Annotated in this window: 20 protein-coding genes; 9 read left to right on the forward strand and 11 right to left on the reverse strand. The window is 40.6% G+C overall.

From position 1 onward, the window contains the following. The first annotated feature begins 10 nt into the window (after positions 1-10). Complete coding sequence (locus tag J1G40_RS10195; RefSeq protein WP_265242528.1) at positions 11-1,357, forward strand: aminopeptidase P family protein; 1,347 nt, start codon at positions 11-13, stop codon at positions 1,355-1,357. Positions 1,358-1,390: 33 nt separating this feature from the next. Here J1G40_RS10195 and J1G40_RS10200 read toward each other — a convergent pair whose 3' ends face one another. Next, a complete protein-coding gene (locus tag J1G40_RS10200; RefSeq protein WP_265242529.1) occupies positions 1,391-3,019 on the reverse strand; it encodes an acyl-CoA carboxylase subunit beta in 1,629 nt (542 codons plus the stop codon). 76 nt (positions 3,020-3,095) lie between these two features. Here J1G40_RS10200 and J1G40_RS10205 point away from each other — a divergent pair, with 76 nt between their 5' ends. From J1G40_RS10205 to ettA, 3 genes are all read left to right on the forward strand, one after another. Then, positions 3,096-4,079, forward strand: a complete 984-nt coding sequence (locus J1G40_RS10205) for a Gfo/Idh/MocA family protein (protein WP_265242530.1) — start codon at positions 3,096-3,098, stop codon at positions 4,077-4,079. A 69-nt stretch (positions 4,080-4,148) separates the two neighbouring features. Further along, entirely contained in the window at positions 4,149-4,331 is a 183-nt protein-coding gene (locus tag J1G40_RS10210; RefSeq protein WP_265242531.1) for a CAL67264 family membrane protein, read from the forward strand. A gap of 196 nt (positions 4,332-4,527) precedes the next feature. Then, a complete protein-coding gene (ettA, locus tag J1G40_RS10215; RefSeq protein ID WP_265242532.1) occupies positions 4,528-6,219 on the forward strand; it encodes an energy-dependent translational throttle protein EttA in 1,692 nt (563 codons plus the stop codon). Between the two features lie 24 nt (positions 6,220-6,243). Here ettA and J1G40_RS10220 read toward each other — a convergent pair whose 3' ends face one another. From J1G40_RS10220 to J1G40_RS10230, 3 genes are all read right to left on the reverse strand, one after another. Next, positions 6,244-7,632, reverse strand: coding sequence for a M16 family metallopeptidase (locus J1G40_RS10220; RefSeq protein ID WP_265242533.1), 1,389 nt, complete (start codon positions 7,630-7,632; stop codon positions 6,244-6,246). 4 nt (positions 7,633-7,636) lie between these two features. Further along, positions 7,637-9,028 (reverse strand): M16 family metallopeptidase, encoded by a 1,392-nt coding sequence (locus J1G40_RS10225; RefSeq protein ID WP_265242534.1) that lies wholly within the window; start codon positions 9,026-9,028, stop codon positions 7,637-7,639. 106 nt (positions 9,029-9,134) lie between these two features. Then, on the reverse strand, positions 9,135-9,929 hold the full coding sequence (locus tag J1G40_RS10230) for an MBL fold metallo-hydrolase (RefSeq protein ID WP_265242535.1): 795 nt from the start codon (positions 9,927-9,929) through the stop codon (positions 9,135-9,137). A 216-nt stretch (positions 9,930-10,145) separates the two neighbouring features. Between J1G40_RS10230 and J1G40_RS10235 the strand changes: the two genes are divergently transcribed. Beyond that, the gene (locus J1G40_RS10235) at positions 10,146-11,033 is read left to right on the forward strand and encodes a hypothetical protein (protein WP_265242536.1); all 888 of its coding nucleotides are present in this window, start codon (positions 10,146-10,148) and stop codon (positions 11,031-11,033) included. A gap of 78 nt (positions 11,034-11,111) precedes the next feature. On the opposite strand, the gene fumC is transcribed toward J1G40_RS10235, so the two are convergent. Continuing rightward, positions 11,112-12,509, reverse strand: a complete 1,398-nt coding sequence (fumC, locus tag J1G40_RS10240; RefSeq protein ID WP_265242537.1) for a class II fumarate hydratase — start codon at positions 12,507-12,509, stop codon at positions 11,112-11,114. A gap of 151 nt (positions 12,510-12,660) precedes the next feature. On the opposite strand from fumC, the gene J1G40_RS10245 reads away from it, so the two are divergent. Then, positions 12,661-12,834 (forward strand): hypothetical protein, encoded by a 174-nt coding sequence (locus J1G40_RS10245; protein ID WP_265242538.1) that lies wholly within the window; start codon positions 12,661-12,663, stop codon positions 12,832-12,834. Positions 12,835-12,880: 46 nt separating this feature from the next. On the opposite strand, the gene J1G40_RS10250 is transcribed toward J1G40_RS10245, so the two are convergent. From J1G40_RS10250 to prfB, 4 genes are all read right to left on the reverse strand, one after another. After that, entirely contained in the window at positions 12,881-15,397 is a 2,517-nt protein-coding gene (locus J1G40_RS10250) for a TonB-dependent receptor domain-containing protein (protein WP_265242539.1), read from the reverse strand. A 3-nt stretch (positions 15,398-15,400) separates the two neighbouring features. Next, positions 15,401-15,868: a hypothetical protein gene (locus tag J1G40_RS10255; RefSeq protein WP_265242540.1), complete on the reverse strand. Its 468-nt coding sequence runs from the start codon at positions 15,866-15,868 to the stop codon at positions 15,401-15,403. Between the two features lie 117 nt (positions 15,869-15,985). Beyond that, a complete protein-coding gene (arsC, locus tag J1G40_RS10260; protein ID WP_265242541.1) occupies positions 15,986-16,327 on the reverse strand; it encodes an arsenate reductase (glutaredoxin) in 342 nt (113 codons plus the stop codon). 87 nt (positions 16,328-16,414) lie between these two features. Next, a protein-coding gene (prfB, locus tag J1G40_RS10265) for a peptide chain release factor 2 (protein WP_265242542.1) occupies positions 16,415-17,513 on the reverse strand; the annotation gives its coding sequence in 2 pieces (ribosomal slippage) (positions 16,415-17,446 and positions 17,448-17,513; 1,098 coding nt in all). A gap of 180 nt (positions 17,514-17,693) precedes the next feature. On the opposite strand from prfB, the gene J1G40_RS10270 reads away from it, so the two are divergent. Continuing rightward, positions 17,694-20,114: a zinc-dependent metalloprotease gene (locus J1G40_RS10270; RefSeq protein WP_265242543.1), complete on the forward strand. Its 2,421-nt coding sequence runs from the start codon at positions 17,694-17,696 to the stop codon at positions 20,112-20,114. 61 nt (positions 20,115-20,175) lie between these two features. Beyond that, positions 20,176-21,198 (forward strand): threonine aldolase family protein, encoded by a 1,023-nt coding sequence (locus tag J1G40_RS10275; RefSeq protein WP_265242544.1) that lies wholly within the window; start codon positions 20,176-20,178, stop codon positions 21,196-21,198. Here J1G40_RS10275 and J1G40_RS10280 read toward each other — a convergent pair. Beyond that, positions 21,190-21,516 (reverse strand): YegP family protein, encoded by a 327-nt coding sequence (locus J1G40_RS10280; protein ID WP_265242545.1) that lies wholly within the window; start codon positions 21,514-21,516, stop codon positions 21,190-21,192. The two genes, J1G40_RS10275 and J1G40_RS10280, sit on opposite strands and share 9 nt — an antisense overlap. A 72-nt stretch (positions 21,517-21,588) precedes the next feature. Continuing rightward, positions 21,589-21,915, reverse strand: a complete 327-nt coding sequence (locus J1G40_RS10285; RefSeq protein WP_265242546.1) for a YbaB/EbfC family nucleoid-associated protein — start codon at positions 21,913-21,915, stop codon at positions 21,589-21,591. Positions 21,916-21,975: 60 nt separating this feature from the next. Between J1G40_RS10285 and J1G40_RS10290 the strand changes: the two genes are divergently transcribed. After that, positions 21,976-24,114 (forward strand): S9 family peptidase, encoded by a 2,139-nt coding sequence (locus J1G40_RS10290; RefSeq protein WP_414855666.1) that lies wholly within the window; start codon positions 21,976-21,978, stop codon positions 24,112-24,114. Positions 24,115-24,140 lie beyond the last annotated feature (26 nt).

The raw sequence follows: 24,140 nt of genomic DNA on the forward strand, positions 1-24,140 counted from the left end.
AAGCAATTTTATGAATCGCACAATTACTCTTCTTTTACTGTTCCTATGTTTATCATTACAAGCCCAGCGTGTATTACCAGAAAGTGAGCGGGCAAAAGTGATAGATGAAATCCTGGAAGACCGTTTTAATAATCTGCTTCCTGAGCTTATGGACCGGACTGGAATTGATATGTGGTTACTTATATCCCGAGAGTACAATGAGGATCCTGTCTTAAGGACTATGTTACCCGCAACATGGTTAAATGCGCGAAGGAGAACAATTTTGTTGTTCTATCGCAATAAGGAAAATAATACTATTGAAAAGCTGGCTGTTGCCCGATACGATGTAGGTAACAATATTACCTCTGCCTGGGACAAAGAAAAGCAGCCAGATCAGTGGAAGCGCCTGATAGAGTTGATAGCTGAGCGAAATCCAAGTAAAATTGCACTTAATTTTTCTAAGGACCACAATATAGCGGATGGGCTGGATAAGACAGATTATGATGAATTTATGCAAAACCTGCCAAAAGCGTTTCACAAGAATGTGGTGTCTGCGGAGCAGCTAGCTGTTGGTTGGATAGAGACCAGGACAAAACGTGAAATGGTCATCTATGATCAATTGGTAGATATTACGCATGATATCATTGAAGAGGCCTTTAGTGAACAAGTGATAACGGCAGGAATTACCACCACAACTGAAGTAGAGTGGTGGATGCGTCAAAAAGTTACCGATATGGGTTTGGAAACCTGGTTTCATCCCACAGTAGACATACAACGCAGCAGTGAAAATCTAGTGAGTCATTTATATTCATTTTCGGGAAGGCCGGATGATATGGTCATTTTACCAGGAGATTTGTTGCATTGCGATTTTGGGATAACCTATTTACGATTAAATACAGATTGCCAGGAACTGGCTTATGTACTTAAACCAGAAGAAACCCAGGCCCCTGAATTTCTCCGCAATGGCTTAAAGGCCGGGAACAGGGTGCAAGATTTTCTAACGAGGAATATGATAAAGGGGAGAACAGGCAATGAGATTCTGGCTACTGCGCTGCAACAGGCGAGGGCAGCCGGACTACAACCTGCTATTTATACTCACCCATTGGGAATGTATGGACATTCTGCAGGGACAACCATTGGCATGTGGGATTCCCAGGACGGCGTGATGAAAGATGATGGGGAGAATTATCCCCTTAACCCCAATACGGTTTATGCAATAGAGTTGAATACAACAATCACAATTCCGGAATGGAAAAGGGATATAAGAATAATGCTCGAGGAAGCCGGGTTCTTCGGGGAAGAGGGGTTCAGATATGTTAATGGAAGGCAAACAGACTTATTGCTGATCCCTAGGGTTAAAAAACATCAGGGCAACTAGAATTTATAACAGGTGATCTTGACCACGGTTGTGTTACACTTGCAACACTCCCATATTAAATGCCTTCTCTATCGGCGCATTATTCGCCGCTTCAATTCCGGTTGAAATCCATTTTCTGGTATCCAAAGGATCAATTACGCCATCTGTCCATAAGCGAGCTGCTGCATAATACGGAGAGCTTTGGGTATCATATCGCTCCTTAATTTCTTTATAGAGCGCCTCCTCTTTAGCCGTGCTGATCTTTTCTCCTTTTTTTAAGAGCGAAGCTTTTTCTATTTGCAGTAAGACCTTAGCTGCTGAATTACCGCCCATAACCGCTAATTCTGCACTTGGCCAGGCCATTATAAGCCTGGGATCATAAGCTTTACCGCACATCGCATAATTCCCGGCGCCATAGCTGTTTCCTATAACCACTGTAAATTTGGGAACAACAGAATTACTAACTGCATTCACCATTTTGGCACCATCCTTAATTATGCCGCCGTGTTCACTTTTACTTCCTACCATAAAGCCTGTGACATCTTGTAGGAAAACCAATGGAATTTTCTTCTGATTACAGTTGGCAATAAATCTGGTGGCCTTATCAGCAGAATCTGAGTATATAACCCCTCCGAAACGCATTTCGCCCTGTTTGGTCTTTATCACTTTGCGCTGGTTGGCTACTATGCCAACTGCCCATCCGTCTATGCGGGCATAACCGGTTAATAGTGTTTTACCAAAGCCCTCTTTGTATTGTTGAAATTCAGAATCGTCTACCAGGCGCTTAATGATCTCGAGCATGTCGTATTGTTCTGTCCGGGTGTCTGGCAGAATACCGTAAATTGCCGAAGTGTCTTCTTTAGGAGGGAGTGCTTTGTCCCTGTTGAAACCTGCATAATTGGGAGTGCCGAGTTTATCTATTAAATTTTTAATAGTGTCCAGGGCATCTTTGTCATCTTTTGATTTATAATCTGTTACGCCACTTATTTCACAATGCGTTGTGGCCCCACCAAGGGATTCATTATCAATATCTTCGCCTATTGCAGCTTTTACCAAATAACTGCCAGCAAGAAAAATGCTTCCCGTTTTATCTACAATAAGCGCCTCATCACTCATTATTGGCAGGTAGGCACCACCAGCCACGCAACTCCCCATAACTGCAGCTATTTGGGGTATTCCCATACTGCTCATCACTGCATTGTTGCGGAAAATACGGCCAAAGTGTTCTTTATCCGGGAAGATCTCACTTTGCATGGGAAGATAAACTCCTGCACTGTCTACCAAATAAATTATAGGTAGTCTGTTTTCCATTGCTATTTCCTGCGCTCTTAAATTCTTTTTGCCGGTAATTGGAAACCAGGCACCGGCTTTTACTGTTGCATCATTGGCAACTACTACGCATAATCTGCCTTTGACATGACCAATTTTTATTACAACACCACCAGAGGGGCACCCACCGTGTTCTTCATACATACCTTCACCCACTAATGCCCCAATCTCTATAGCGTTATTTGAATTATCAAGGAGATAATCTAAACGTTCTCTGGCCGTCATTTTTCCCTGGGCATTTTGTTTTTCAATTCTTGATTTACCGCCGCCTAGTTTTACCTTTACCAGTCTTTTCTTTAAATCTGAGAGTAGTAGTTTGTTGTGATCTTCGTTTTTGTTGAAGTTGATATCCATGCTAAAATTTACGTTTCTTAACACCTATAAAGATAAGGAGTATAATTGACTAACTTTGACAAAAATAAATTCACATATGACAAAAACAATAGGTTGGGGAATCATAGGCTTGGGTAATATTGCGCACAGCTTTGCAAAAGATCTGGAACTCGTTAATGGAGGCCGACTGGTTGGCGTGGCCTCAAGAAGCCTGGACAAGGCCGTTGAATTTGGAAATCTGTATAAGGCCGACTATCAATTTGGCAGTTATGAAGAATTATTTCGGTGTAAGGAAATAGATGTTGTTTATATCGCCACCCCCCATACATCGCATGCAGAATTGTCTGTTATGGCCATGAATATGGGAAAGGGTGTTTTATGCGAAAAACCATTTGGAATTAACTCTCTTGAGGTAGAGAAGATGATTGCGGCTGCAGAGCAGAACGGAGTATTTCTAATGGAAGCCATGTGGAGCAGGTTTAACCCCTCAATAAAAAAAGTGAAGCAGCTTATTGCTGAAGGTAACATTGGAAAAGTAGGCTACCTTCATGCAGACTTTGCTTTTTACGCCCTGGACCGCAGTGAGCAGGGGAGATTATTAAATCCGGCGCTGGCGGGTGGTTCTCTTTTGGATATAGGGATTTATCCTATCTTTTTATCGTATCTCATGTTGGGAAGTCCTGATAGTATAGAGGCTATTTCTAATTTTCATACTACAGGGGTTGAAGTACAAACATCTATGATATTCAATTACCCTTCGGCCCAGGCATTGCTATATAGTGGTTTAAATTCCAATTCTGAAATGAAGGCCCAAATAGCAGGGAGTGAAGGCAGTTTATTTCTTCATTCGCGCTGGCACCAATCTCAAGGCTATTCTCTGGAAAAAGATGGAGAACTGCATCAATTTGAATTGCCTACAACTGGTAAAGGCTATTCACATGAAATAGAAGAAGTACATCATTGCCTTAATCAAAATCAGAAGCAAAGTAAACTTTGGTCGCTTGAAGACAGCCGAAATCTTATGGCCATCATGGATGAGATCAGACAGAAATGCGGCATTAGCTTCCCTTCGGAAGTATAAAGTTTAGTAAAACCACTTAAAATATCCTCTAAAATTTACGATATTTGAGATTCAGCTAAACCAACTAACATGGGAATGAATAAAAATACAGTCTTGGCATGGGCCACTTTTATAATGATAATTGTTGGCCTTGGTCTAATGGCACTAGGGGCCTTTAGATATGATGATGTTGCTGGCTGGGGATTTGGAGCAGTAGGTTTGGGATTCTTTGCCGTTGCATGGGTATTTAATGCCCTGAAGGGCCGGGTATAGCATTTACAATCAGGAATGCTAGATAGTTGATTTTTTTGAAGTTGTATTATGTTTTGCCTACTGATCTGTTTGGGATTTACAGAACCTCAGGCATCCGTTAGATTGCCGAAACCCTATGTACTACTTCATGTTAAAAGTTAAATACACACTTCTATTTTCTTAATATTCAACAAACTATTTACAGAATAAATACATTATGAGCGACGATAAGAAAGTGATTTTCTCCATGTCCGGGGTTACAAAAACCTATAAGAATGCTAATACTCCGGTAATTAAGAACATTTACCTAAGCTTCTTTTATGGTGCTAAAATTGGAATTCTGGGGCTGAATGGCTCTGGTAAATCTACCTTGCTCCGAATTATTGCCGGAGAGGATAAGAACTATCAGGGAGATGTTGTTTTTTCTCCTGGATATAATGTTGGCTATCTGGAGCAAGAACCCCAGCTTGATGAAGATAAAACAGTACTTGACATTGTTAAAGAGGGAGTAGGAGAGACCGTTGCTATTCTGGACGAGTATAACAAAATTAACGAGATGTTTGGTTTGCCCGAAGTTTATGAAGATGCGGATAAGATGCAAAAATTAATGGACAAGCAAGCCGAACTCCAGGATAAAATAGATGCCTCCAACGCCTGGGAGCTGGATACCAAACTGGAAATTGCCATGGACGCCCTGAGAACCCCGGAACCAGACAAGAAAATTGCCGTACTTTCCGGAGGAGAACGCAGAAGGGTGGCGCTGTGTAGATTATTGCTTCAGGAACCGGAAATATTGCTCCTGGATGAACCTACCAACCATTTGGATGCGGAGTCTGTGCATTGGTTAGAACATCATCTGGCACAATATAAGGGAACCGTGATTGCGGTAACGCACGATAGATATTTTCTGGACAATGTTGCTGGGTGGATTTTGGAATTGGATCGTGGAGAAGGTATTCCCTGGAAAGGAAACTACTCTAGCTGGTTAGACCAAAAATCCAAGCGACTAGCCCAGGAACAAAAGCAGGCCGGGAAACGTCAAAAAACATTAGAACGTGAACTAGAATGGGTGAGACAGGGAGCAAAAGGAAGGCAGGCTAAACAAAAGGCAAGACTAAACAATTACGATAAACTCCTTAGCCAGGATCAAAAAAAGCTGGATGAGAAACTGGAAATATATATACCTAACGGACCACGCTTAGGTACCAATGTCATCGAAGCAATTGGGGTAAGTAAAGCATATGGCGAGAAACTCTTGTATGAAGATCTGAATTTTAAATTACCCCAGGCCGGTATTGTGGGCGTAATAGGGCCCAATGGTGCAGGGAAAACAACCATTTTCAGAATGATAATGGGAGAAGAACAACCAGATGATGGAGAATTTAAGGTAGGGGAGACCGCAAAAATAGCCTACGTGGACCAAAGTCACTCTAATATCAATAGGGATAAAACCATTTGGGAGAATTTTAGCGACAGCCAGGAATTAATAATGATGGGTGGCAGACAAGTAAACTCCCGTGCCTATTTAAGCCGGTTTAACTTTTCCGGAAGTGAACAGAACAAGAAAGTAAGTATGCTCTCGGGGGGGGAAAGAAACAGGCTGCACCTGGCGATGACATTAAAAGAAGAAGGAAACGTGCTATTGTTAGATGAGCCTACTAACGATTTGGATGTGAACACCTTAAGGGCTTTAGAAGAAGGATTAGAAAACTTCGCAGGTTGTGCGGTTGTGATCTCTCATGACAGATGGTTCCTGGATAGAATTTGTACCCATATATTGGCCTTTGAAGGGGATTCTCAGGTATATTTCTATGAGGGGTCATTTACAGACTATGAAGAGAACAAGAAAAAACGCCTGGGCAAAGATATCATGCCCAAGCGTATTAAATATAAAAAATTAATAAGATAACTGCTCTCTTTGTTTGCAATACTATTATTGCTTCAAAGGTTGCTGCATAGTCTGCTGTATCTGATTTTCAATCTTCTCTTTGTCCCCGACAACAATAAGGGTCATGTTCTCCGGCTTAATGTATTTCTTGGTCATCTCACGGACTTTTTCCGGAGTAACCGCATGCATGTTTTTGACCTTATTGGTCAGAAATGACTCATCCAGATCATGGGTGTCTAGAAATATCAATTGCCCAATTATCCCATTCGGTGTTGAATTTTGAAGTACATATATTCCCGATTCATAGTTTATGATGCCATCCAGTTCCTCCTGGCTGGGCGGTTCGGTCTGTAGCTTCTCTATTTCTTTTTTAATCTCGGTCAATGAAGCTCCGGTATGCTCTGTAGTAACATCTGCCACCTGATACCACACCCCGGATTTATAATTGGCCTGTAAACTGCTGTAGGGCGAATAGGTATATCCTTTATCTTCCCTGATGTTACTTGTAATTCTAGAGGCAAATGAACCTCCAAGTATAGAATTAGTAACGTCTAAAGCAATATAGTCAGGATCAGATGGGTCTGCTACAGGAAGACCATAATATATTGTTGACTGGGGTGCCCCAGGACGATCTATTATCTTCACCTGGTTTGCAGTAACCGGCTGGGCAATAACATAATTGGCCTCTTTACCTTTTCTCCAGTCTCCCAGGGCTCCTTCAACCGACTTTGTAACTGCTTCCCTGTCAAAGTTGCCAGCCACGTAAACGGTGGTTCTGAGGGCTCCAAAATTTTCATCATAGAACTTTTGTATTGCTTCTACAGTATATGAATCTATTTGTGCCTCTGTAGGGAATACTCTTCCATAGGGGTGATCCGGATAAAGTTCCGCAAAGAAATCCCTGTTGGCTTGTGATTGTGGAGTAGACAGATTTACGGCCAAATTCCGTTTCATATCATTCTTTAATCGCTCTAATTCTTCCGCTGGCCATTTTGGAGATTTCAATACTTCTGCCATCAATGCAATAGCATCAGGGGCAAATTCGTAAAGTACAGAAGAGCTTATCCTGGAGGTATGGACTCCAACCCCAATATTGAGGTTCCCGCCCATTCCGGCCATTTCATCGGCGATCTCTTTTGCTGTTTTGGTTGTAGAACCTTCCTCCAGCAAGTCTGCCAATAAATCTGATAACCAAACCTGGTCTTCCTGTTCGTCTATATTTCCGGTTTTAATGCTAATACGAATGTTAGCCTTGGGGATAGACCCGTATGGTACCATTACAAGAGTAAGCCCGTTATCATAGGTAACTACTTCTTTTTTTGGTAATGTAAAGTTTTTGGGTTCGCCTCCCTTTGGAGGTTGTTCTTTTTCCTGCGCGTTCACAAGAGACAGGGAAAATAGAAATGCTATGAGGTAAATTGCTATATTTTTCATGTAACTAGTTTGTTTTTTCGTTTTCTGCAAGTAATGGGTTAACTTCCAGGATAGTCCTGTTAGTAGCGATAAGATAGTCGTCAATGACACTTTTAACTGTTTCCGGGCTTATTTTCTTGAACTCTTCCTCAAGCGTATTAATTCTTTGCGGATCATCATCAAAAAGTGCAAAACTGCAGAGTAAATCGGCTCTCCCCAAACCAAATGTACCTCCAATATTATCGTATAATTGTGATCTTATTTTTACAATAGCACGGTCTATCATCTCCTGTGAAATACTCGTTTTCAGCTCTGTCATAACCTCCTCAACTGCGTTAAGAATATCTTCTTTTGAAGTTTCCTGGTCATAAGTTAGGTTATACATCCAAAGCATGGGGCCATTATAATTAAACATATTCCCCAAATAATTGATACCACCATTTACATTAGATGTATATCCATTATCCTTTACTAATTTCTGGGCAAGAAGGCTGTTATCACCTTGTACTAATATCTGATCCAGAAGTCCCATTGCATAATACTCCGGCGTATTTCTTTCGGGCATATGATAGGCGAGGGCAATTGCAGGTTTATTGGCCAGAGAATCATTTTTTACAAATGTTTTTTCCTCCGTTTGTTTAGGCTCTGAAATATCTGGTTTCTCAGGCAATTCCGATGCAGGAATGTTTCCGAAGTACTTTTCAATCCACTCTTTTGTTTCCCCGACTTCAAAATCTCCAACTATAGAAATAGCCGCGTTGTTTGGTGCGTAATAGGTTTTAAAGAAACTGGCAACATCCTCAAGATTTGCAGCGTCTAAATCTTCCAGATCGCCGTAGAAGTTATGTGCGTTGTACCAATTGGTGTTGGCGTATTGTGGCATGTCTAACCAGGGAAAGCCTCCATAGGGCTGATTAAGCACATTGACTTTAACCTCGTTTTTCACCACTCCTTGCTGGTTGGTGAGGTTATCCTGACTTATATCCAGACCCCGCATTCTGTCGGCTTCTGCCCATAACATGGTCTCCAATTTGTGGGAGGGGACTATCTCAAAATAGTTGGTAAAATCAAAACGCGTAGAACCATTTAAGACTCCTCCGTTCTGTTGAACAAGTTTCACAAATTCCATTTTACCCAGGTTTTTTGAACCCTGGAACATCATATGTTCAAACAAATGGGCAAACCCAGTTCGGTCCTTGGGTTCTATTCTGAAACCAATATTATAATATACTGCTACTATTGCTGTTGGTGACGTTTTATCCTGGGAAAGAATAACCTTGAGCCCGTTATCCAGTTTGTAATATTCTACCGGTACTTTGAACTCTGACATCTCGTTCTTCTTATCCGTTTCCTCGGCGCAACCCAGGACAAAAGCTGCCGAGAGGCCGAGTAGTAGTAATCTAAAAGATAATTTCATTGATGAAGTTTTAATTATTAGTTGATTTTGAAAGATTAAATATTAAATATGTTTAGCTTTTAGTAAGACTCAGAAGCAGCGCCAATGTTACATAATTTTATTCGTTTTAATAGGATTTATCAGGGTACCAATCCAATAGCACTACTTCAATCTCCGGATCCGATGCATTTACCAGGGCTTTAAACTTGTTTACATCGCTGATGTTAGGTCTGCCCCTGTAATGATATGGATATACTTGCCTCGGTTTAAATTGCAATACGGCATCGGCTGCACTTTCTTCGGTCATAGTATACGGTAAATTCATACAGATGAATGCCTTATCTATGTTTGTTAACTCCCTCATTTCCGGAATATCCTCTGTATCGCCAGAAAAATACAAGCGTTGCGGCCCCAAATTAATAATATAGCCATTACCTCGGCCTTTTTTATGAAAGTTTAACGCTTCCTCTCTTAAATTATACATTGGAACTGCTTCTACCAATATGCCAAACCTTTCCTTAGACTCCCCATTGTTAAGTACATCTATTAGAGGAGTGAATTCTTTAGGTAACAATTCAGCAACCGCCCTGGGAGCAATTATTTTTGCTACTCCATTGTCTAGTTCTTCGAGAGTTTCCAGGCTCAAATGGTCACCATGGATATCGGTAATCAGAATGAGATCAGCCCTCTTTTGGCCTTTAAATGCGGCAGCACCCCCTACAGGGTCTATATATATGGTAATATCTCCCCATTCTATTATAGCCGTGGCATGTTCAATTGGCACTATTTTTAATGAAGGTACTTCATCTGAACTTTGGGTAATAACCGTTGTATCTGTCTTATTTTGCTCATTTTTAGGGCCTTCCTTGCATGCTATTAGCGCTGAAAGACAACAAAATACAGGAATATATTTTTTTTTCATTTTTTTAGGCATTTTTAATTAAAACTCCTGAAAGCCCTTTATTTAGGTAGGTTTGAGAACTATAAACCGTATAAAGTTACAATTTGCTGTAGTCAAATTTAACAGAAAATCGATTTTTTTCAATCTAAAAAATCTAAATGAAAATATTAACCGTATATAGACTGAAACAAACAAACAATTTAAACCAGAATTAAAGAGTAATTAATTTTTAACATTATGACTGAAACAAAAAGTAATAACGGATTGAAGGTAATTGCAGGATTATTGGCTGTAGTTCTTTTGGGTACGATTATCTACACTGTAAGTCTTTATCAGGACAAGAAGAAGACTACTAATATGTTGACTCAGGAAAAAGAGTTGGTAGTAGAAGACCTAAATAGCTTGAAGTCAGAATATGACAAAGCCATTCTTGAAAGCAATGCTACTAATGAAGAATTGGTTGCAGCAAGAGATAATATTGCAAAATATATTGATTCTGTTAAAACTATGAAGGCAGACCTTGGTACTTTAAGAAGGTACAGAAATCAGGTGAGCATCCTTAAAAAAGAAAGAGAGCAGTTGTTAGCTCAGGTAGATTCTTTAACTCAATCTAACACCCTGATAGCTATGCAACGCGATAGCACTTTCGTTCAGCTAGAGAAGCAGACTGTATTCAACGATTCTTTGGTAGTTCAAAATACTCAGTTGGCAGATGCTGTTGAGAGAGGTTCGGCCTTAAATCTGGCTACTTTGACTGTTGATGCTGTTAGAGAGCGCAACAGTGGTAAACTGGTATCAACTTCAAGAGCTAAATCTACAGATAAATTCAAAATCTGTTTTACCGTTGCAGACAATGTAATTGCTGAAGCCGGAGATAGAGAATTTTTACTTGAAGTATTAGATCCACAAGGTAACATTCTTGGTGGAGGTGCTTCTAAGTCTAATGATGATGGTGCTTCTGTTACTTATAGCAAAGGAACTAACTTCTACTATGAGAACAAAAACCTTGATGTTTGTGATTATATCAATAAGCCTGCAGGAGATTTCCAAAAAGGAAATTACATGGTAAATGTTTATGATGACAAGCTTAAATTAATGGCGACTTCTAAGTTCACATTAAAATAGCATACAGACACTATCCATTTATATAAAAAAGGGGATGATTTTCGGATCATCCCCTTTTTAATTTATCAGGTAATTCACCTATTTAAGGCCTCCAACCATGTCTTCCGGTTTTACCCATGCCTCATATTCCTCCGCAGTAACATAGCCTAAGTTAATAGCTTCCTCTTTTAAAGTAGTCCCATTTTTATGTGCCGTATTGGCAATCTCAGCAGCTTTGTAATACCCAATTCTGGTATTTAAAGCTGTCACCAGCATTAAAGAATTATTCAAAAGTTCATTTATCACGGCAGTATTAGGTGCTATTCCAACGGCACAATTCTCATCGAAACTTACACAGGCATCCCCAAGTAATTGGGCAGATTGAAGAATATTAGCGGCCATCATAGGCTTAAAAACATTAAGTTCATAGTGTCCCTGCGTACCTCCTACAGAGAGTGCCACGTCGTTACCCATTACCTGTGCGCAAACCATGGTCATGGCTTCACATTGTGTCGGATTAACTTTCCCCGGCATTATAGAGCTTCCCGGTTCATTTGCCGGGATGGTAATTTCACCAATCCCTGATCTTGGCCCCGAGGCCATCATCCTAATATCGTTAGCTATTTTATTGAGGGAAACGGCAAGTTGCTTTAATGCCCCATGACTCTCTACAAGTGCATCATGAGCTGCCAGCGCTTCAAATTTGTTAGCTGCCGTTATGAAAGGCAGTCCTGTAAATTGCGAAATATATCTTGCCACAAGCACGTCATATCCCTTGGGGGTATTTAAACCGGTGCCTACGGCTGTTCCGCCAAGTGCCAGTTCGCTTAGATGTGGTAAAGTATGCTGCAAAGCTTTCAGACCGTGTTCTAATTGGGAAACGTAACCAGAAAACTCTTGCCCCAGGGTTAGGGGAGTAGCATCCATAAGGTGGGTTCGTCCAATTTTCACAACATCACTAAAGGCTGCTACTTTCTTATTCAAAGTCTCTTTCAATTGCGTAACACCAGGGATGGTTACTTCCACTATTTTCTTATAGGCCGCAATATGCATTCCTGTGGGGAAAGTGTCATTTGAAGATTGCGATTTATTTACATCATCATTCGGCTGTATTGTTTTTTCCCCTTCTCCAATAACCTTGCCAGCCAATTCATGAGCCCTGTTAGCGATGACCTCATTTACATTCATATTACTCTGTGTGCCAGATCCGGTTTGCCATATTACCAAAGGGAATTGATCATTGTGCTTACCTTCAAGGATTTCATCACATACTTGCCCTATAAGGTCTCGCTTGTCTTCACTTAATACTCCCAATTCACAGTTAGTATATGCAGCCGCCTTCTTCAGATAAGCAAAACCCATGATCACATCTAAAGGCATAGAAGCCTCGGGGCCTATTTTAAAATTGTTTCTGGATCTCTCGGTTTGTGCTCCCCAATATTTATCAGAAGGGACCTTTACTTCACCCATGGTATCTTTCTCTATTCTAAAGTTCATTTTGCGACTGTTTTAGTTCTAACAAATGTAGTGGTTTAACAAATTAATTCCTTTTGATGCATTAAGGAATTTATCTGAGCAGAGATTTTTATATTTTCATTTGCAGTATTACATCTTCCCAACTATCTTTGTACCACAAATAAGAAATATTATGTTTGAATTTGACCAGTACTTGGGATTTCTTGCCTTTTTAACCATTCTTACTATTGGGTTTTGGCTGATGATGTTTTTGTTATTATTTGTCGTTCCCTACTGGTTGGGAGGTAATTTAATAGAACTTTGGAAAGAAAGACGTGAGGCGAAACGCGCCAAACGCGAAGCATAAAAAAAGAAGCCCATGGGCTTCTTTTTTGTTTTAAGTAGGAGAGGGATTATCCTTCAAATTCAAAATCGTCATCTCCACCACCGTTTCTTCTACCATTCCTTCCTCTTTGCTGCTGCTGTTGATTAAATCTGTAAAGAAATGACAATGTCACCTGTCGCTGTCTCCATTGAAATTCACTGTAGGTAAAAACATTTTCCGTTCTGGTTTCACTTCGCCTTTTCCTGCTGTTAAACAAATCACTCACATTTAAGGAAAGCGTTGCCTTGTCTTTGACAATGTCCTTACTAAAAGCCAAATTAGTACTCAATATACCTTTAGATCTGCTCTGAGCATTTTCCCTTGGCCCCCTGTAGAACAGATTGGTCTGAAAATCTATTGCCGCCGGTAGTGGGATTTTTGCACTGAAACGAGAGAACCAGGTTAAGTTATCTGCATCAAAGTTTTGGGTGATTTCCTCATTTTGAAAATTGATATAAGAGTAATCACCCCTGAGTTTTTGCTGAAACAGATTAAAGTTCCAGGTAAGCCTCCAACTTCTTTTGGGGGTATACGTAGTGGTAAATTCCATTCCTACTCGGTCATCGGTGGCAAGATTGATTGGAGTTCTCGTTTGCACAGGGACCAATACCGGATTGGCCGGATCATCCGGGTCATCTATTTCCACAAAGTCGCCCGTCTCCTGTGTAATGAATTGAAATACTCCAGTAGAATGGTTGTAATAGGCCGAGGTGGTAAATGTTATTTTATCCCATCTTTTTAGATACCCAAGGTCAAAAGCATTGGTGTAGGTGGGATCCAGATCCGGGTTCCCCTGAAATAAATTGGTATTACTGGACCGTGATGGAAACGGGTTTATAAACCTTGATCGGGGACGCCTGAGCCTTCTGCTGTAACTGACCGTGAGTTGCTCAGTTTCTGAAAATTCATACCCTAGGAACAAGGAAGGAAACCAATCTACATAATCCTTATTTTCTAGCTGATTCGTATTTACCAATTCTATTGCTATATCGGAAGCCTCCATTCTAAGACCACCTAAAATGTTGAACTTATTTAGCTTTGTGCCCAGTTGCATATATGCAGCGTTTACATACTCCTTATAATTGAGCTCATTGCTAAAATTGGGATCGCTGTCCAAAACACCATTCTCCAGAACCCCAAAATCAAAATCTGTATTGAAGTTGTTGAATGTGCCTCTATAACCCAATTCTAGCTGCGAGGTATTATCCTTTCCAAAAGGCCGGACATAGTCTGCCTGAAGCAATTGCCTTTTCTGAGATTCGTCATTAATGGTTTGTTCCGTAGGTAATTTGATATTTTCTCCAAGTACTACTTCATTAATAATTGAATTTTCCAATTCAAATCCTCTTGAATACTGATAATCCATAGTGAGTTCGTGACCCTCCTTATTAAATTCTTTTCTATAATTAACAGAATATTGCACATCTTCTTCGTCTTCCGTTTCTGTAGTGAACCTGTTTCTTTGAATTGTGGGATTCCCCTGAGCATCAAAATTTTCGAAATCAATATCCACAGTATCTTCCCCTTCAGAATTGCGATAAACAAGAGAATTGGTAATACTACTGCTGTCATCTATAAAATACTCAAATCCAATATTGGTATTGAAACCCTCATTCTGCCGCTGATAATCTCTTTCTTCATCCTGAAAGCTGGCAGTGCTGCCATCCGGATTAAAGTTTTCCTGTTCAAATAACGCATTTCCCGGAGCATCCCTGTAACGGTAAGAGGTATTAGTAAAAATGTTGAACTTTTCGCGCCTCAGATTCAGACTTAGCGCGCCTCCATAGTTATCTGGCTGTCCGGCATTAAGAGAAATAGAGCCATTTACTCCGGCAGTTTTACTCTGCTTCAGGATGATATTCAGTATGCCTGCTGTACCTTCCGCATCATATCTTGCAGATGGGTTAGTTATAACTTCTACTTTCTCAATAGCCTCGGCAGGCAGTTGTTGCAGGGTTTCGGGGTTTAGTCCAGAAAGGGCTGATGGTTTCCCATTGATGAGGATACGGACACTTTCATTACCTCTCAGGCTAATATTACCTTCCACATCTACCGAAACAGAGGGGACATTGTCCAGAACATCGGTAACAGATCCACCTTTTACAGTCAGATCGGAGCCCACATTGTATACTTTCTTGTCCAGTCGGAGTTCAACCGTGGTTCTTTCACCAATTAGCTCTACATCTTCAAGTTGCTCAACATCCAGTGCCAGTTCAATAACCCCTAGATCTGTAGATGATCTTAGGGTCTGATTTTCGAGCGAAAAGGTGGTATATGATATGTATTCTATCCGTATGTTGAAGAGGCCGGGATAGGTCTCAACATCAAATTTCCCATTTTCGTCAGTTATACCTCCGGTAACCCGCTCCGGGTTTCTTACCCTCTGCAGTATTATAGTGGCGTATTCTAAGGGGGCTTTGGAATCCTGATCTATAACTGTTCCAGTAATTTTTATTGGGTCTGGCCGTTGTCCCTGGCCCTGTGGTCTTTGTGAAAAAGAAAATGATATTGCCAATAGAAAAATTGGCAGTAGAGTTTTGCGCATTAATTAATCTTTAGATTTCTTTTTTTTCTTTTTCTTTTTCTTCTTTTTATATCCTTCTTGTTGAATGGCTACCAGGGCATTGTATTTGTCTTCCGGAAGACCTGCCATAAGTTCTTCTTTCTGACCTGCCCGAATTTTCTCCATAGCTTCCCGGGTTTTATCCGGATCTAGCTTTAACAATTGTAGCTCAATACTCTGCTTTACATATTTGGTGAGAATGGAAGAAACAACAGCATGCTCAAATTCGTTCAGCTCAAGGGCTTCCGATAATTTCGGCATTTCCCTTGCGACAATTTCCTCAGCGGTGAGTGGGTCTTCTTTTTTGGGAGTAGTATCTGCCTGAGGTACAGCAGATCTTTGGCGGCCATATCTATTTGTATTGCCATATCCGTAGCCATACTGAGCTTCAGCAAGGGGTAGGGTTAGAATCGTTATCAGGATGCTTAGGAAAAAGATTTTATTAGTATTCATAACGGCATTGGGTATTGGATGTCAAAAATAGATGAAGGTTTAAACTCCATTGGTTAAATGTATGTTAAAATGACACAAATAGTGTGCCGTAAAACGCTGTTGATCAGCAGAAAAACATTAAAACAATTCATTAATCTTCTCAGCTGGCCGGCCTACTACCGCCTTGTCACCAGATATTATAATTGGCCGTTCAATAAGCTTGGGGTACTTAATCATAGCAGCTATTATCTCATCATCGCTTAAGGATTTACCTCTAAAGTTTTCTTTCCAAATAGCTTCTTTCTTCCTGACAAGCTCTATGGGCGTATAACCTAACTTTTTTATAATGGCTTTCAGTTCATTTTCGCCGGGTGTTTCTTCTAAATAGCGCACGGTTTCATATGATTTGCCGGAAGCCTCCAGAAAAGCTATACCTTCACGAGACTTAGCACATCTGGGATTGTGATATATTTGAATCATAACTTAAAACTTAATTATTTTTTAATACTGAATACTGAATACTGATTAGCAATTACTGATTACTGCCAGCAGCCAACGGCCTGCAATTTATTCTTCTTTCTGCCCGGTCATCATTAAATATGCTTTGAGGAACTGATCAATTTGCCCGTCCATCACTGCATCGACATTCCCGGTTTCTTCCCCGCTTCTGACATCCTTTACCAATTTATACGGATGCATCACATAATTTCTGATTTGGGAGCCCCATTCTATTTTCATCTTGGAAGATTCTATTGCATCCCTGGCTTCCTGCTTTTTTCGAAGTTCAATTTCGTAGAGCTGCGATTTTAGCATTTTCATGGCCGTTGCTCTGTTATCGTGTTGAGAGCGGGAATCGGAGCAGGAAATTTGAATACCTGATGGCTTGTGCACCAATTGTACTTTGGTTTCAACCTTATTTACATTTTGACCACCGGCACCGCTAGATCTTGCCGTTGTTATTTCAATATCCGATGGGTTGATGTCTATTTCTATGCTGTCATCCACAAGTGGATATACATAAACAGAGGCAAATGAGGTATGGCGTTTCGCATTGCTATCAAAGGGAGAAATACGTACTAATCTGTGTACTCCATTCTCGCCTTTCAGCCAACCAAAGGCATAATCGCCATCAATTTCCAATGTTACCGTTTTAATGCCGGCAACATCACCTTCCTGGTAGTTCAACTCTCTTATTTTATATCCATTTTTTTCGCTCCACATAATATACATCCTCATAAGCATAGCCGCCCAATCGCAACTTTCTGTCCCGCCTGCGCCGGCTGTTATCTGGAGCACGGCAGTCATTTCATCGCCTTCTTCGGAAAGCATATTCTTAAATTCGAGTTTTTCAATGGCCGCGAGCGTCTTTTGGTAGTGGAGTTCTACCTCGGCCTCCCCAACATCTCCTTCTTGTAGAAATTCCAATAAGACTTCCAAGTCGCTTAATAAGGTATTGGCCGCGTTATAGTCGTCTACCCACTGTTTTTTGGACTGTATAAAGCGCATATGCGCCTGTGCTGTCTGCGGGTTGTCCCAAAAATCTGGCGCCAGGGTTTTCTCCTGCTCATTTTCTATTTCAATAAGTTTGGCATCTATGTCAAAGATACCTCCTTAACGCACCAAGGCGATCTAAAAGACCTTTATAAAGGTCTGTGCTAATTGTCATTCCTAAAATTTGAAACAAAAATAGCACACTTTTTTGGAAATCCATCGGTTATGAGTCGGTCCCCATCTTGTTCGGAATGCCCAAATACATTTCGTTCTAAATGCTATGTAGAAAGTATGTGCATTTATAAGAGGAAATTATCTAAATTTAGTGCTTGCTAACGAGGATTAAAACTATAACATGAGAAGAAACAACTTTTTATCTATTTGCTTGCTATTTTTTTATTGCACTTTACTTCAGGCGCAATTCTCGGAGAAAAGTAAAGATTATCAAAAATTTAATGGTTTTTTTAATTTCTATTATGACGATAGTGCCGATAAGATATATCTTGAAGTAACGGATTTAAACACGGAGTTTCTCTATGTGTATTCCCTTAGTAGTGGAATAGGAAGTAATGATATAGGTTTAGATAGAGGACAACTTGGAAATGAGCAAGTTGTGTATTTTAAAAAGTCAGGAAGTAAACTTTTGCTGATACAGCCGAATATGCAATTCAGGGCCTTGACAGATAATGTACTTGAAAGGAGATCTGTAGAGCAGGCCTTTGCTAAATCGGTGCTTTGGGGCTTTAAGATAGAGGAAGAGAAAAACGGCAAGTACATTATTGATATAACCGATTTTCTCATGCAGGATGCTCATGGAGTGGCCAGGAGCTTAAAGCTGGCGAAAGAGGGTTCTTATACCCTGGATAAATCTAAAAGTGCGTTAGCATTGGAGCGGACCAGGGGCTTTCCTAAAAACCTGGAATTTGATGTTACATTAACCTTTAAAGGAGAACCAAAAGGTGACCTCATCAGATCTGTTGCTCCTAATCCAGGACTTGTTACGGTAGCCCAACATCATTCTTTTATAGCACTGCCTGATGACAATTACAAAAAGAGGGTCTTTGATCCGCGATGTGGCTCTTATCCTTTTAGCTATTATGATTACGCAACTCCTGTTGAATCGCCTATTCTAAAACGATTTATTACCCGCCACAGGTTGGAAAAGAAGCAGCCGGAAGCAAGTATGAGTGAGGCCGTTGAACCTATTATTTATTATTTGGATAATGGAACTCCGGAACCGGTTCGTTCTGCTTTGCTCGATGGTGGCAGATGGTGGAATGAGGCCTTTGAAGCCATAGGGTTTAAAAATGCTTTTCAACTAAAAATCTTACCAGACGATGCAGATCCCCTGGACGTGCGATACAATGTTATTCAGTGGGTGCACAGGTCTACCAGAGGTTGGAGCTATGGCAGCAGCATAACAGACCCCAGAACTGGCGAAATCATTAAAGGTCATGTAAGTCTGGGAAGTCTCAGGATACGACAGGATTTCCTTATAGCCCAGGCTCTGATGAACAAACCTTTTGCCGAGCGTGATGATAATCATGAGGCCATGCTAAATTTAGCCCTGGCAAGGATACGACAGCTCTCTGCTCACGAAATTGGGCATACTCTGGGTTTTGCTCATAATTTTGCTGCAAGTACCAATAACCGGGCTTCCGTGATGGATTATCCGCATCCTCAATTTAGTTTAAATAATGGGGAAATCGATTTTTCCAATGCCTATGACACCGGAATAGGGGCATGGGATAAGGTTACCGTAGCTTATTCCTATTCGCAGTTCGCAGAGGAGGCAGTGGAACGCGATGCGCTAAATGTAATTCTGGATAACGCCAAGAATGCCGGACTTCGATATATTTCAGATCAGGATGCCAGACCAATGGGTGGGGCGCATGTACTGGCACACCTATGGGATAATGGTAAAAGTGCAAGTGACGAGCTCAGTGAGGTTTTAGAAATTAGAAAAGTTGCCATTGATAACTTTTCCATAGATAATATCCGTTCAAATGAGCCCAATTCTGTGTTGGAAGACGTATTTGCCCCCCTGTATTTCTTTCACCGCTACCAAACCGAGGCCGTGGCCAAGGTAATTGGTGGGCTAAATTACAATTATACCGTAAAAGGAGATGGGCAAACAACAGTGCAGGTGGTAGAAAGAACGATGCAGGAAAATGCCCTTAAAAGTATTCTTACAACCCTGGACGCCCAGCATCTGGCAATTCCCAGAGAGAAACTATCTCTCTTTCCACCAAGGGCCATCGGCTATGAAAAAACCCGGGAATCGTTTAAAGGAAAAACCGGAGTATCTTTCGATGCATTATCAGCAGCAGAAACGGCTGCAGATATGACTCTGACATTACTATTGCATCCCGAGCGCGCATCCAGGTTGATACAACAGACAGGTTTAGATCCTAAACAACTGGGGCTTGACGAGGTTTTTGACATGTTGGTAAAAAACACCCTGGAGAAGAAAAAAAGTGATGCTTACCTCAATGAAGTGCAGCAGAGTATTAATTTTCGTGTACTCTTCCATATCATGAATCTGGCAGCACACAAGGGGGTACATCCTCAAGTGAACGCTTTGGCCAATGCCCAATTGCAAAAACTGGCTTTAAAAAACATTACAATCCCTGTTGCGTCAAAAGATAAAGATCCTTACAGGGGAGAGATAGCAAGAAGAATTTCTGACTTTTATAAATTTCCAGAACAGTTTAAGGTAATTGCTGCACCAAAAATTCCTGATGGATCACCTATTGGGATGGCTTGTATGCAATAAGCAATTATCAATTAACAATAAACAATTAACAATTAGCAATAAACAATAAGAAGAGGAACCCTTGAAGATAAATCTAATAAGTGATACAGTAACAAAGCCGAGTCCGGGAATGTTATCGGCCATGATGTCTGCCGAGGTAGGCGACGATGTATTTAAAGAGGACCCCTCGGTTAATGCATTGGAGGAGAAGGCTGCTTCTCTTTTTCAAAGGGAGGCGGCATTATTTTTCCCGAGTGGGACTATGACCAATCAGACCGCCATTAAACTTCATACGAATCCAGGCGACCAACTTATCTGCGACAAATATGCACATGTATATAACTATGAAGGGGGAGGGGTGAGTTTTAATAGTGGAGTTTCTTGCCGATTGGTTGATGGTCACCGGGGTATGATGAAGGCAGAGCAGGTAGAAGCAGCAGTGAATCCGCCAGATTTCTATCACAGTCCACTTACAAAACTGGTCTGTATAGAAAACACGACCAACAAGGGAGGGGGCGCCTGCTGGGATTTTGACGAGTTAAAACATATTCAGCAAATATGTAAAAAGCATAGCCTTGCGTATCATCTGGATGGTGCACGTTTGTGGAATGCCCTGGTAAATGGTAGTCATACCGCCTCGGATTACGGAAAACTTTTTGATACAATCAGTGTGTGCCTCAGCAAAGGACTAGGTTGCCCGGTAGGATCTATTTTAATTGGTGACAGTAACACTATAGAAAAGGCCATTCGCATACGGAAAATCCTTGGAGGGGGAATGAGGCAGGCCGGTTATCTGGCAGCTGCAGGAATTTATGCTTTAGACCACAATATTGACAGGCTAGCAGAGGATCACAAGAAAGCGAAAGAAATTGCTGGGGTGTTAAAAGCACATAAACTGGTAAAAAAAGTTGAACCTGTAGAAACTAATATTATCATTTTTGAGGTGAACGAGGACATGGTAAAAGCGGAACACTTTATACAAAAATTACTAGAGAAGGACATCCATATCATAGGAATGGGGCAGGGGAAACTCAGGATGGTTACTCACCTGGATTATACCGATGAGATGCACGGATATTTGTTAGAAATTTTAAAATCAATATAAACCAGCATCTCCGGAAATACTGCTAATCCGGTTTTTCAAGTTTTTAATGCCGTTTTCCATTCCCGCTTCAGAGCCGTAACGCTGACTTTTGCCAATCACCTTGCCGCTTAAATCTTTTAAGTTGAACAGGAAATTGCCCTCATGATCTGTCTTCCTTTCAAATACGGATTGCTTTTTTATAATAGGATTTAAATCGTCTATAGTTCGATGTACTTCCTCTTCACTTTTAAAATCAACGCTGTTTAAAAGGACATTGCCATCACGTGTTTTAAGCTTAAACTGATAGGAATTGTTTTTTCCTTTATTAATCTCGATCATAGCACTACTTTTTCTAAAAATAACACAAAATCTCCAATAAAGCTATCGACTTATTGGCAAGGTTTATAAGGATTATTTGAATAAACCATCCATTCCCGGAATATTGGGCATGCCTTCTTTGGCAACTGCTGCCAATTCCGTTTCGTGAATTTCCGAAGCCTTCGCAATTGCCTTGTTAATGGTTAAAACAAGATAATCTTCAAGCTGTTCTTTGTCATCGAGTAAACTATCATCTATGCTGATAGATTTCAGCACTCGATTGGCGGTAATCGTAACCGAGAGAAGCTGGTCTGAAGAACTTTCCTCCAATGTTACTGTATTTAATCTTTCCTTTGTCTGCTTAACCTTTTCCTGGGTTTCTTTGAATTTACCCATCATTCCCATGAGATCTCCGAACATATCTTTTTGTTTAAAATGCTAGATCAAAATTAGTAAATTATGCCCCTAAATAAAGAATTAATGTATGCATTTATAAAAAGAGACCTGGTTATATTATTAAGTATTACTTTAGCCGTTTCTTGTCAAAATCAAAATAAAAAGATGTTGAGAGCAAAGGCGCCAGTTGCCGAAAAATCCCCAAAAGAACTCGAGAAACACGGAGACATAAGGGTAGATAATTACTATTGGTTGAATGATAGGGAAAATCCAAAAGTCCTCAGCTACCTGGAGGAAGAAAATGCTTATTATAAAAAACTTACTGCCCATACTAAGGAGTTTGAGCAGTCGCTTTTTGAGGAGATGAAATCGAGGATTAAGGAAGACGACACTTCTGTACCTTACAAGAAAAACGGATACTGGTATGTGACACGTTATGAAAATGGAAAAGAATATCCGATATACGGCAGAAAAAAAACAAATCTTGAGGCTGATGAAGAGATTATGTTCAATTGCAACGAAATGGCATCGGGACATGAATATTTTAATTTGGGAGGGTTATCTGTCAGTCCAGATAATAAGCTGGCAGCTTTTGGTGTAGATACGGTTTCCAGAAGGCAATATACCATTAGAATTAAGGATTTGGAATCTGAAAAAATACTGGATGACATCATAGAAAACACTACGGGCGGTGCGGTGTGGGCAAATGATGGTAAAACCCTTTTCTATTCGAAAAAAGACCCCGAGACCCTGCGTTCTAACAAAATTTATAAACATAAAGTGGGCACGCCCTCTTCCTTGGATGAAGTGGTATTTCATGAAGAGGATGAGACATTCAGCACTTTTGTCTACAAAACAAAGTCGAAGAAGTACATTGTAATTGGCTCATACAGCACCCTGACCACAGAATATCAAATAATCCCTGCTGATGATCCAGATAGTGCATTAAGGATGTTTTCTCCCAGAACTCGAGGCCTGGAATATAACATTTCGCATTATGGTAATCATTTCTACATACTCACCAATAAGGATAATGCCCGGAATTTTAAACTTATGAAAACTTCAGAAGATAGCACCTTAGCCGATAATTGGGAAGAATTTATTGGTCATAGGAAAGATGTGCTATTGGAAGATATCGATATTTTCAAAGATTATTATGTCCTCACAGAAAGAGAGAATGGGTTAAATAAACTAAGAATTGTCAGATGGGATTCACAGGAGGAGTATTATTTACCTTTTGATAGTGAGACTTATACGGCCAATGTGGGGATTAACCCGGATTTTGATACTGAAACCCTGAGGTATTCTTATAATTCGCTGACCACACCAAGGTCTATAATAGATTTTAACCTGAGTACCAGGGTAAAGGAAATTAAAAAGGAACAGGAAGTACTTGGGGGTAAATTTGACAAAGCCAATTACCGATCCGAAAGAATTTGGGCAACTGCAAGGGATGGGGTTAAGGTTCCTATTTCCCTGGTGTATCACAAAGACACCCGGATTAATAACAAGACCCCCCTGTTACAGTATGCATACGGATCTTACGGAGCCACAATAGATCCTTATTTTTCTACGGTAAGATTAAGCCTTCTGGATAGAGGTTTTGTTTATGCCCTGACACATGTAAGGGGAGGACAGTACCTTGGGAGGCCTTGGTACGATGATGGGAAGCTGCTAAATAAAAAGAACACGTTTACAGACTTTATAGACTGTTCAAAATTCCTGATTTCAAAGCAATATACCAGTTCGGAGCATTTGTATGCCATGGGAGGTTCTGCCGGTGGGCTGCTAATGGGTGCTATTGTTAATATGGCACCTGAGCTTTATAATGGCGTAATTGCGGCAGTACCTTTTGTAGATGTCATAACAACTATGTCTGATGAATCTATCCCTCTTACGACGGGCGAATACGATGAATGGGGCAATCCTGACGATAAAGTGCAATATGATTATATGAAATCGTATTCTCCATATGATCAGGTAAGTGCACAAGAATACCCTAATATGTTGGTAACCACAGGATTACATGATTCTCAGGTGCAGTATTGGGAACCTGCTAAATGGGTTGCTAAACTTAGGCAATACAAGACAGATGATCACCTCTTATTTCTCGACACCAATATGGACGCCGGGCATGGCGGGGCCTCAGGAAGGTTTGAGGCTCTAAAGGAGGTGGCAAAGGAGTACACCTTTTTGCTCGATTTAGAACGGAAAATTCCATAATTCAAAAAAAAGAGTAATTTTGCGTT

Origin of the sequence: Muriicola sp. Z0-33, assembly GCF_026126425.1 — a bacterium.
Lineage (GTDB): Bacteria > Bacteroidota > Bacteroidia > Flavobacteriales > Flavobacteriaceae > JAFMPW01.